Source organism: Acinetobacter sp. CY81, assembly GCF_059515925.1.
In genome coordinates this window covers 194,494-205,710 of record NZ_JCAKNC010000005.1, presented here as the reverse complement: position 1 = coordinate 205,710, position 11,217 = coordinate 194,494, and the positions used below count along the sequence as shown (strand labels likewise).

Sequence of the window (11,217 nt, the reverse complement as noted above, 5' to 3'; positions counted from 1 at the left end):
AGATTTAGCTATGATTCCCTTATCAAATAAACATTTACTCCTTTGGAGACGTTAGCAATGTTAGATCAAAATACTTCAGCTCAATTAAAAACACTTCTTGAACGCCTTGAAAGCCCAATCGAAATCGTGGCAACTTTAAATGGTTCAGATAAATCAAACCAAATTAAAGAATTGGTTGAAGAAGTGGCAGCGTTGTCTGCACTAGTGACTGCACGTTTCGATGGTAAAAACAGCCGTGCACCAAGTTTTGGTATCGCGAAAGCGGGTGAAGAACCTCGTGTGTACTTTGCGGGTTTACCGATGGGTCATGAGTTCACATCTTTGATCTTGGCATTGTTACAAGTATCAGGTTATGCACCTAAAGTATCTGATGAAGTGTTGGCTCAAATTAAAGACTTAGGTATCAAATCAAACTTTGACGTATTTGTTTCTTTAAGCTGTCATAACTGTCCTGACGTGGTTCAAGCATTAAACTTGATCGCGATTAATAACCCAGGCACAACTGCAACGATGATTGATGGTGCATTCTTCCAAGACGAAGTTGAAGAACGTAAAATCATGGCTGTTCCAATGTTATTCCAAGACGGTGAACACATTGGTCAAGGTCGTATGACTTTGGAAGAAATCATTGCCAAGTTAGATACCAACTCTGCTGCTAAAGATGCTGAGAAGCTCAATGCCAAAGAAGCATTTGATGTATTGGTGATTGGTGGTGGTCCTGCGGGGAATACAGCTGCAATCTATGCTGCTCGTAAAGGGATTCGTACAGGTATCGTGGCTGAGCGCATGGGCGGTCAAGTGATGGATACCATGGATATTGAGAACTTTACCTCAGTTCAAAAGACTCAAGGTCCTAAGTTTGCTGCTGAAATGGAAGCACATGTACGTGAGTATGGTGTCGACATCATGAACCTACAACGTGTTAAATCGATTGTCGGTGCAGACCAAACCACTTACGGTAATGTTGAAGTGACTTTGGAAAATGGTGCAAAACTTGAATCGAAAACAGTGATCCTGTCTACAGGTGCACGTTGGAGAGAAATGAATGTACCGGGTGAAGCTGAATACCGTACTCGTGGTGTTGCTTATTGTCCGCACTGTGATGGTCCATTGTTTAAAGGCAAACGTGTTGCTGTGATTGGCGGTGGTAACTCAGGTGTTGAAGCGGCAATTGACCTTGCAGGTATTGTTGAGCATGTTACTTTGGTTGAGTTTGATACGAAACTTCGTGCTGACCAAGTTCTTCAAGATAAATTGAACAGCTTGCCGAATACCACAGTGATCAAGAATGCGTTATCGACTGAAGTTGTGGGTGATGGTAAACAAGTGACTGCACTTAAATACAAAGATCGTGCAACAGATGTTGAGCATTCAGTTGAGTTGGCTGGGATCTTCGTTCAGATTGGTTTATTACCAAACACGGATTTCTTAAAAGATTCAAATGTTGAATTGACTAACCGTGGTGAGATTATGATTAATGATCGCAACGAAACCAATGTGAAAGGTGTATTTGCTGCGGGTGACTGTACCACTGTTCCTTATAAGCAAATTATCATTGCTACAGGTGAAGGTGCGAAGGCTTCTCTATCTGCTTTTGATTACATGATCCGTTCAGGGCAATAAAATACACGCAATAGTTAAACTTAAGTAAACCAACCGATATATCTTCAGAGATATATCGGTTTTTTAGTTTAAAGCATTCATTCATTTACAATTTTAAATCATTTATACGCCAATAATTGTATATATTTAATTCATCCAAAACTTTGGATCAAAATAATACTAATTGAAGGTACATAAAATGAATAAATTACTTGTTGCTTTAGGTCTTGCTGCTACTGTTGCTTTAGTTGGTTGTAATAAAGAAAAAGCGCCTGAAACGGGTGCTACAACTGGCGAACATTTAGAAAATGCTGCAACTCAAGCTGGTGAAGATATTAAAGATGCGACTCAAAATGCAGCGGATAATACTGCTGTAGCGGTAGATAACGCAGCTGCTGCAACTGAAAATGCAGCTCATAATACGGCTGTTGCTGTAGATAATGCTGCTGATGCGACTGTAGATGCAACTAAAAATGCGACTGCTGAAGCAGCTGCTGCAGTTGAACAAGGTGCAGCGAATGTAAAAGAAAAAGCTCAAAACTAATTTTAATTAAATTATGAGTTAAAAATAGCCTCTGACATAGAGGCTATTTTTTACATTAAAATCTGCATCATAGATTGCTAAATGCTCTCTAAATTGAATATGTTATGTTCAATATCCATGAATGATATCTACCTATGTCACATTCGCATCACGCTGAACAACATTATATGCATCGTGCAGGCTGGTTAAGAGCCTCAGTTTTAGGTGCGAATGATGGAATTATTTCTGTCACCAGTCTTGTTTTAGGTATGGCTGCCAGTGGAGCTTCATCCAATACTCTCTTTATTACATGTGTTGCAGGGCTAATCTCTGGGGCGATTTCGATGGCGGCAGGTGAATACATTTCTGTCAAATCTCAATCCGATATTGAAGAAGCAGATTTAAAGTTTGAAGCCAATGAACTTAAACACAATGCTGAATTAGAGCTCAAAGAACTCACGCATATTTACATAAACCGAGGTTTAACGCCTGAACTTGCACATCAAGTTGCAGTTCAACTTTCAAAACACAATGCTTTAGATGCTCATGCAAGAGATGAAATCGGTATCAACGATATTACCGCTGCAAAGCCAATTCAAGCCGCTGTGTCATCTGCCCTATCTTTTTCATTGGGTGCATTTTTCCCTCTTATTTCAATTTGGCTAAGCTCAGAACAAAATATACAAATGGTGATTACCATTGTCTGTATTCTTTCTCTCATGTTACTTGGTGCAATTTCTAGCTATTTTGCAGGGACATCTATAGTTAAAGGCAGTTTACGAGTAACACTTTGGGGAATCATTGCCATGCTATGTTCTACATGGATTGGCTCTTTATTTAATGTCAGTCCAATTTAAATCAGATGAATTAAATAATAAAAAAGAGCCTTCATTGAGGCTCTTTTTAACAATCAAAGTATGATCAATAAAACTGAAAAATTAAACCGATTCAGGTTTTTTCAAAGTTGCATCAAGCTGTTCTTTGTCTAATGCACCGTCCCAACGAGCAACAACGATCGCTGCACAAGCATTACCCACCAAGTTTGTAAGTGCACGACACTCTGACATAAAGCGGTCAATACCGAGGATCAATGCCATACCTGCAACTGGAAGTGCTGGAACAACCGACAATGTCGCTGCTAAAGTAATAAAGCCTGCGCCTGTAACACCAGCAGCACCTTTAGAACTTACCATCGCCACCAATAAAATTGTAATTTGCTGACCAATAGTCAAATCAATATTACAAGCTTGTGCAATAAACAGCGCTGCCATCGTCATGTAGATATTCGTACCATCAAGGTTAAATGAATAACCTGTAGGAATCACAAGACCGACAACAGATTTTTCACAACCTGCTTTTTCCATCTTATCCATCAACGATGGTAACGCGGCTTCAGAAGAACTCGTACCCAATACTAACCATAACTCATCTTTAATATAACGAATCAAATCAACAATTGAGAATCCGTTATAACGAGCAACAGCACCCAAAATTACTAATACAAACAGTAATGAAGTGATGTAGAACGTTGCAATGAGCATTAACAAGTTACCAATACTTGAAATACCAAAAGCACCGATGGTATAAGCCATTGCACCAAAAGCACCAATTGGAGCAAGCTTCATTAACATACCGACCAAGTAGAAAACTGGTGCAGTTAATGCAGTCAACAAATCAGTAATCGGCTTACCTTTTTCACCCACAGCAGCAAGTGAAAGACCAACCAATACCGCAACAAATAAGACTTGAAGAATATCGCCACTCACCAAAGGACTCACTAAAGTCTTTGGAATGATATTCATAAAGAAATCTACGATAGAAGCATCGTGAGCTTTCTCAACATAAGTCGCAACTTTATCACTTTCCAATTGCGCTGGATCAATATTCAAACCTTTACCTGGTTGAATAAGGTTAGCAACAACCATACCTACAACAAGTGCAAGTGTTGAGAAAGTTAAGAAGTAAATCATTGCCTTACCAGTTACACGACCGACAGCCCCCATGTTGGTCATGCCAGCAATGCCCGTTGCCACTGTTAAGAAAATAACAGGTGCAATAATCATCTTCACGATTTTAATGAAAGCATCACCTAAAGGTTTTAGGCTTTCACCAAACTCTGGCATGAAATGACCTAGCAATACACCAGCTATAATTGCAAAAATAACTTGCACATAAAGAATTTGGTAAAACTTTTGCTTCTTGGGTGGTTGTGATTGCTCATCAACTTGAATATCCATAGAAGACCCTTTTTTGAAATCAAATAATATGAATTAAACCTTCGATTTATAACATTAGTGTCATAATCAAATATGTTTAAAGTATAAGTACGAGTTTAAGGTGGCAATTCTAAATAAAAAAAATTGGCAATAAAAATCAAATTTCTAAACCTTTAGTCTAATATCAACTTCCTGTTTACATGCGAATTTGTCACCACAAGTAAAAAAAGAATATATAAATATCACTAAAAATCTATGCTTATTTTTTGCTTAAGTCTTTTTAGCTATGACTTAAATTTCGCCTATGCTCACTATAGATTCATATTACTCATTATTTTTTTAATTTTTAGCAATATGGATATAACGCCTTACACCCATTAGAACCTAAAAAATATTTATTAATAGTTATAAAATATAAGTAATAATGCATTTTTTAATAGCGAATATTTTACAGAAATTCAAGAAGATTCAAGGACCTTAAAAAATGGATTTGAGTTAAAATTGATTCTTTATCTTTTTATTATCTCCTTTTATGTCCATTCTCACTTCTAGCTCGAATCGATCGCAATCATCGATTTGCGTTGCAACCCTTTTAATCATCATCGGGACGATTGGCGCTTATCAAATCGTTGGCTTGAATCAAGCACTCTTGTTTTTGATTGGTGGTGCACTGGGTATGACCTTGTATCATGCATCATTTGGTTTTACTTCAAGCTGGCGTGTATTTATCAAAGAACGTCGTGGACGTGGTCTTCGCGCTCAAATGATCATGCTAGGTTTGGCTGTACTCTTATTTTTCCCTGCATTAGGTGCAGGAGAATTGTTTGGTAATCCAGTTAAAGGCAATGTGAGCCCTGTTTCCATGTCTGTTGCCATTGGGGCTTTTATCTTTGGTATTGGCATGCAATTGGGCGGTGGTTGTGCATCAGGTACACTTTATACAGTGGGTGGCGGTAGCTCACGTATGATCATTACCTTAATTTTCTTCTGCCTAGGTTCTGTCATTGCAACCTCTCATTTGGATTGGTGGTTCAATTTACCCCATTTAGCGCCTATTTCAGTGGTTGAGCAATTAGGTGTCGCTCCTGCATTAATTGTTAATTTTGTTTTATTCGCTGTCATTGCCTTAATCACTGTTGTGATGGAAAAGAGACGTCATGGCAGTCTTGAAACAGAGCCACAAGCTTCAGAACAAGGCTGGAAACGTTTCATCCGTGGCCCTTGGTCATTGATCTGGGGTGGTATTATTCTCACCTTATTGAACTTTGCCACTTTAGCTTTGGCAGGTCGCCCTTGGGGGGTCACCTCTGCACTGGCTGTTTGGGGTGCAAAAGCAGTGAGCCTCGTCGGTATAGATGTTGCAGCTTGGGATTATTGGCAAAAACCGGGTAATGCAAAAGCACTCGCTGAATCTTTATGGTTCGACATTACCTCAATGATGAACTTCGGCATCATGCTAGGTGCACTTCTTGCAGCAAGCTTAGCGGGTAAATTTGCTCCTAACTTAAATATTCCTAAACGCTCAATCATTGCAGCTGTGATCGGCGGTTTGTTACTCGGCTACGGCGCTCGCTTGGCATATGGTTGTAATATTGGTGCTTATTTTAGCGGTATTGCATCAGGAAGCTTACATGGTTGGCTATGGTTAATTTTTGCATTTGTTGGGAATACTGTAGGTGTCAAATTACGGCCTATTTTCTTTCCAAATGAAAAACCACAACCTGAAAAACTCACTGGTTGTTAATCTAATAATTTGATTAAATTACTGTCCTCAAACAATAAAAAGCCTGTTTATACAGGCTTTTTTACGCTAAATGATGAGCCATTAGTGGCAATGTCGTGTGCCAGTCGCTGATTCACGGTGACAGCCATTTTTATCCGTACCACCACTGTGTGCGAATGTCGATGACACTGAAAACAACATTGCAAATAAAACTAAAATTTTCATCATACCCCCCATAAAAGATTAAAACCTAATCTTTTATGAAAGCAAACTCAAGTTATTAAACAGTTTTTTCGTTCATATATCGCCAATATCGCTTCGGTACATATTGAATATGGAGCTTGGCATTTTTACGTGCTTCAATATTGACACTTTTAAAATAATCTTTCCAAAGTTGATCATATAAGACCTCTTCATCATCCAATTCAATACTAAAACTTTGACTCGTCCCAATTTGTAAATTCGTATCAATGGTGTATGCATTCATATGAACTTGATGCACTTTTTTTAGATCATAATAGATTCCAAAATTTCGCGCTTCGTCATAAATTAACCATCGTTGATCTTGATAACGACTTTTAAAATGGCGTTCAATTAAAGGTAAAACATTAAAATCTGGGCGTATTAAACTCAGAAATAATCCATCCTGACACTTTTTAAAACGCACAAATGCTTCCATTCGATGCTTTTCACGCCCAACTTGCTTTGCCCACTGTGCAATCCCTAAAACATCTCGATGACCATAGTCTCGATCTACAGCTTTGGTCGACTGAAACACATAGACACTGAAATTAAAGAGATGCTGAAAAGCAAGCTGTTGCTCAGATAAAAACGAATAATAAAAATTACGGATGCCATTTTCTGAGACTTTTTGCTTTAAACCTTGCCATACACGTTGAGCATGTTCTTCATTCGATTCAATATGAATGAACTCTTCAAATAAACCCGATTGAATCAAACTTGAATCATTTTCAGAATGGTGTGCATTTGAAAAGACTAAAACATCAAATTCTTTAAATTGAAAAGCTCGATAGACACAACACAGTAATCCAGTCATCGTGCCATCGAAAACATAACGTGCCATCAGTGATCAGCCCTTTTAATTCAAAGTTAAAAAGCTAAACCAAGCTGTGGCGAAAGTTGCGATGTGTATTTAGATTGCCCACCTTGCAATATTTGATGACGAATTTGGCTAGGCATTAAATCTTTAATGAACTGTGGTGTATCTGCACAACGAATGAAATGTTGCGCACGATTATAAGCAACACCCATTCTTTTCAGTTGATCTATATGAATTTTCCCAAAACGGCGTGCACTGACAATTTTCTTTGCAGAACGTACACCAATACCCGGTACACGTAGGATCATTCGATAGTCTGCTTTATTAATATCTACAGGAAATTGTTCAGGATTTCGTAAAGCCCAACTCAGCTTAGGATCAACCTCTAAATCTAAGTTTGGATGTTGATTATTGACAATTTCATTGGCTTCAAAACCATAAAAACGCATCAACCAATCAGACTGGTATAGACGATTTTCGCGTAATAATGGTGGTGCTGTCCCTACTGCAGGCAATGCTTTTTCCTCAGTATTAATCGGAATATAACCTGAATAATAGACACGCTTAAGTTTGAACTCTTTATAGTGTCGATCTGCCATCAAGATCACATCTTGATCTGTTTCATTATCAGCACCCACCACCATTTGCGTGGTTTGTCCTGCCGGAACAAATTTAGGCACAGATTTAATCAATTTCCGTTCATCTTTAAATTGAATCAAACGATCTCGGACAATGCCTAAATCTTTTTGAACTTCTGCGTGTGATTTCTCTGGAGCGAATTTAACAAGTCCGACTTCTGTCGGCATTTCCAAGTTAATACTCATTCGGTCTACATAAAGACCTGCTTCATGAATAATCTCTTGAGATGCTCCTGGAATAGTTTTTAAATGAATATAACCATTAAAATTTTCCTCAAGACGGAGTTTTTTCACCACTTGCAGCATCCGCTCCATCGTAAAATCTGCGGATTTAAAAATTCCCGAACTTAAAAAAAGTCCTTCAATATAATTTCGACGATAAAAATTAATGGTCAGATCAACCACTTCCTGAACCGTAAAAGCAGCTCGCTGAATATCATTCGAACGGCGAGAAACACAATAAGAACAATCAAAAATACAAACATTTGAAAATAAAATTTTGAGGAGTGATACACAGCGTCCATCCTCAGTATAGCTATGGCAAATACCCGAACCTGTATTCCCCAATCCTTTATCTTTGTTTTTACGTTTACTCCCACTCGAAGAGCACGAAACATCATACTTTGCAGCATCAGCTAAAATTTTCAGTTTTTCACGGATACGATCTGACATTAAGGACATCTCTATAGGGAAGAACCAAACCATTATAAGAGTTTTAAGTTTTACTTTAATGTTCGTCATCACATCTGCGACATCTACTGTCGCTTTAATCGTGACTCATAAAACTGATGATTTGCAATCTAATCTTTCACTAAATCAGCACAAAAGCGCCTAAGATCAAAACACTGCTGAATTAAATCATTTAGATATTATGTATGTTAAAAAATTAGAGACGAATAACGATGACGCATTTATTTATAAAATAATGAAAATAATTTGCTAAGTTGCCTAAGCTTAGGCAAATTTAACGAAAACAAGGAGCTTCATCATGTCTGTTTTAGAAACACTTGGCATTAAACATCCTATTTTTCTAGCCCCTATGGCAGGTGTATCCACACCTACGTTAGCAGCTGAAGTATCCAATCAAGGTGGACTAGGTTCTCTTGGTTTAGGTGCAGCGAGTCTTGAATCTGCTCGTCAGCAAATTTTGGAAACTCAGGCATTGACGGATCAACCCTTTCAAGTCAATTTCTTTTGTCATGAATCAGTGAATCCCAATAAAGAGCAAAATCAAATTTGGATCGATCATTTAACGCCACTCATTCAAAAATATGGTGCAACTCCGCCTCAAAAATTGGACTGTATCTATCCAAGCTTTGCAGATAATGATGATTTTTTAAATTTAGTTCTAGAAACACAGCCTAAAGCAGTCAGTTTTCATTTTGGAATCCCCCAAACACATCAAATTGAAGCGTTAAAAAAAGCTGGAATTATTACCATGGTTTCAGCAACCAACTTAGCTGAAGCTTTAGCGATTGAAGCTGCAGGTATTGATTTTATTATCGCTCAAGGAATTGAAGCTGGCGGTCACCGCGGCATTTTCAATCAAAACATCGACAGTGGTATCAAAACAACTGACTTACTCCGCCTAATCACAGAAAATTGTAAAATTCCTGTAATTGCTGCTGGCGGTATTATGAATGGATTTCAAGCTCAATATCTTTTAAATTTGGGCGCAGCAGCTGTCCAACTTGGAACGGCTTTTGTTCAATGCAAATCCTCCAATGCAAATCCAGCTTATCGCAAAGCCCTGTTTGAAAATCCAATCACACAAATTACATCGAGCATTAGTGGTCGTCCTGCACGTGGAATTTTAAATGACTGGATGAAGTTGGTAGATCTACCTGAACGTGTAGAGGTTGCACCTTACCCTTATGCTTATGATCTAGGGAAACAACTGAATGCTGCTGCAACTCAAGCGAAAAATGTTGAGTTTGGTGCATTCTGGGCAGGTTCAAATGTCAGTCAAATTCGAGAACTCGAAGCGCAAGATTTAATGAACCAATTGGTTTTGGAAATGAATCAGTACGATTAATTCTAAATTTACAATGAAATAGTACCCATTCAACCTTAATCACGCTAAAATTCATATTGTTTCTTTTTGTGTGATTTTTGTATGGGTATTGTTTTATTAGCTTTGGTTTTAGTCGGGGCATCTATTGATACTTATAGCCATTATCATGAAAAGGAAAATGCAATAAAGACTGAGCTCACAGTATCATCAGCCGAAAGTCAAAATTTAGACGAAACCATTCCAGTGACTGAACCTAAAACATTAGAAAACGTAAATGAAACTCAAAGCGATAAACGCTGAGTATTCATTTAAACTCTTCGCTGCATACCAAACCCCAATTAGTGCTTAAATTTAATCTTTCAATTTTAATCACTTAACTTTTAATTAGGTTTCGAGTTTGATTAAACTTCAAGTAAATTTAGTTTTTCAACTTGAACGTCGTTCATATTATTCCCTTGATCCAATAACAGATTAAAATAATCTTCAACGACTTTTGCTTGATCAATTGTACTTTCAACTTTGTACATATTTTGGCGAAACTCATTACTCGAATGTAAGCCACGGGTATACCAGGCAATATGTTTACGTGCAATTCGACAACCTGAATACTCCCCATAAAATTCATAAAGCTCTGAAAGATGCCCCAAAAGTACATCTTTCACTTCTTGAATTGAAGGTGCTTCTAAATATTCTCCAGTCTGCAAATAATGCGCTATTTCTCTGAAAATCCAAGGTCGTCCTTGAGCAGCACGTCCAATCATGACCGCATCTGCTCCTGTATAGTCCAATACATATTTTGCTTTTTCTGGACTATCAATATCACCATTGGCAATAACAGGTATCGAAATCGTATTTTTGACCTCTTTAATCAGACTATAACGTGCTGTATTCAAATACATATCTTCACGGGTACGACCATGTAGTGCTAAGGCTGCAATTCCAGCTTCTTCAGCACGCTTCGCCACACGCATGATATTTTCTTGACCATTCAAATAACCCAATCGCGTCTTCAAAGTGACAGGCACATCTACCGCAGCAACCACAGCATCCAAAATTCGAGCAACTAAATCTTCATCTTTTAATAATGCAGAACCTGCCAATTTGCTACATACTTTTTTTGCGGGACAGCCCATATTAATGTCAACAATTTGGGCCCCATTCGATACTTGGTATCTTGCTGCCTGTGCAAGCTCTTCAGGTTCTGAACCTGCAATTTGTGCTGAAATTGGTGCCAGTTCACCATCAAAGTTTGCCCGATACAAACTTTTTTTACTCATTCGTAAAGTCTGATCAGACGTCATCATTTCACTGACCGCATGCCCTGCACCAAAGTATTTACACAAGGTTCTAAACGGACGATCAGTAACTCCCGCCATGGGAGCAACGATTAAATTATTTGACAGTTGATACGGACCAATATACATATATATTCATACATTTT

General features: G+C 38.1%; 11 protein-coding genes. 6 read left to right on the top strand and 5 right to left on the bottom strand.

The annotated features are described in order from the left end of the window. The first annotated feature begins 57 nt into the window (after positions 1-57). The 3 genes from ahpF (at position 58) to AC5YDM_RS08615 (ending at position 2,982) form a co-directional block, all read left to right on the top strand. Positions 58-1,623, top strand: a complete 1,566-nt coding sequence (gene ahpF, locus AC5YDM_RS08625) for an alkyl hydroperoxide reductase subunit F (protein ID WP_496151528.1) — start codon at positions 58-60, stop codon at positions 1,621-1,623. A gap of 178 nt (positions 1,624-1,801) precedes the next feature. Next, positions 1,802-2,146, top strand: a complete 345-nt coding sequence (locus tag AC5YDM_RS08620) for a hypothetical protein (protein WP_496151708.1) — start codon at positions 1,802-1,804, stop codon at positions 2,144-2,146. Positions 2,147-2,280: 134 nt separating this feature from the next. Continuing rightward, entirely contained in the window at positions 2,281-2,982 is a 702-nt protein-coding gene (locus tag AC5YDM_RS08615) for a VIT1/CCC1 transporter family protein (RefSeq protein WP_496151707.1), read from the top strand. Between the two features lie 81 nt (positions 2,983-3,063). Here the strand turns inward: AC5YDM_RS08615 and AC5YDM_RS08610 are convergent, their stop codons facing one another. Beyond that, a complete protein-coding gene (locus AC5YDM_RS08610; protein ID WP_496151706.1) occupies positions 3,064-4,362 on the bottom strand; it encodes a dicarboxylate/amino acid:cation symporter in 1,299 nt (432 codons plus the stop codon). Positions 4,363-4,873: 511 nt separating this feature from the next. On the opposite strand from AC5YDM_RS08610, the gene AC5YDM_RS08605 reads away from it, so the two are divergent. Continuing rightward, on the top strand, positions 4,874-6,085 hold the full coding sequence (locus AC5YDM_RS08605; protein ID WP_496151705.1) for a YeeE/YedE family protein: 1,212 nt from the start codon (positions 4,874-4,876) through the stop codon (positions 6,083-6,085). Positions 6,086-6,166: 81 nt separating this feature from the next. Here the strand turns inward: AC5YDM_RS08605 and AC5YDM_RS08600 are convergent, their stop codons facing one another. From AC5YDM_RS08600 to AC5YDM_RS08590, 3 genes are read right to left on the bottom strand one after another with little or no spacing between them, the layout of a single operon-like run. Then, a complete protein-coding gene (locus tag AC5YDM_RS08600; RefSeq protein WP_496151704.1) occupies positions 6,167-6,289 on the bottom strand; it encodes a YHYH domain-containing protein in 123 nt (40 codons plus the stop codon). A 55-nt stretch (positions 6,290-6,344) separates the two neighbouring features. Further along, positions 6,345-7,148: a TIGR03915 family putative DNA repair protein gene (locus tag AC5YDM_RS08595; RefSeq protein WP_496151703.1), complete on the bottom strand. Its 804-nt coding sequence runs from the start codon at positions 7,146-7,148 to the stop codon at positions 6,345-6,347. A 26-nt stretch (positions 7,149-7,174) separates the two neighbouring features. Continuing rightward, positions 7,175-8,434 carry a putative DNA modification/repair radical SAM protein gene (locus AC5YDM_RS08590; RefSeq protein ID WP_496151702.1) on the bottom strand — a complete coding sequence of 420 codons (1,260 nt, stop codon included), beginning with the start codon at positions 8,432-8,434 and terminating at the stop codon, positions 7,175-7,177. Positions 8,435-8,750: 316 nt separating this feature from the next. Here AC5YDM_RS08590 and AC5YDM_RS08585 point away from each other — a divergent pair, with 316 nt between their 5' ends. Both AC5YDM_RS08585 and AC5YDM_RS08580 read left to right on the top strand, forming a co-directional pair. After that, a complete protein-coding gene (locus AC5YDM_RS08585; protein WP_496151701.1) occupies positions 8,751-9,797 on the top strand; it encodes an NAD(P)H-dependent flavin oxidoreductase in 1,047 nt (348 codons plus the stop codon). Positions 9,798-9,878: 81 nt separating this feature from the next. After that, entirely contained in the window at positions 9,879-10,076 is a 198-nt protein-coding gene (locus AC5YDM_RS08580) for a hypothetical protein (protein WP_496151700.1), read from the top strand. Between the two features lie 101 nt (positions 10,077-10,177). On the opposite strand, the gene dusB is transcribed toward AC5YDM_RS08580, so the two are convergent. Then, complete coding sequence (dusB, locus tag AC5YDM_RS08575; protein ID WP_496151699.1) at positions 10,178-11,200, bottom strand: tRNA dihydrouridine synthase DusB; 1,023 nt, start codon at positions 11,198-11,200, stop codon at positions 10,178-10,180. Between the last annotated feature and the right edge of the window lie 17 nt (positions 11,201-11,217).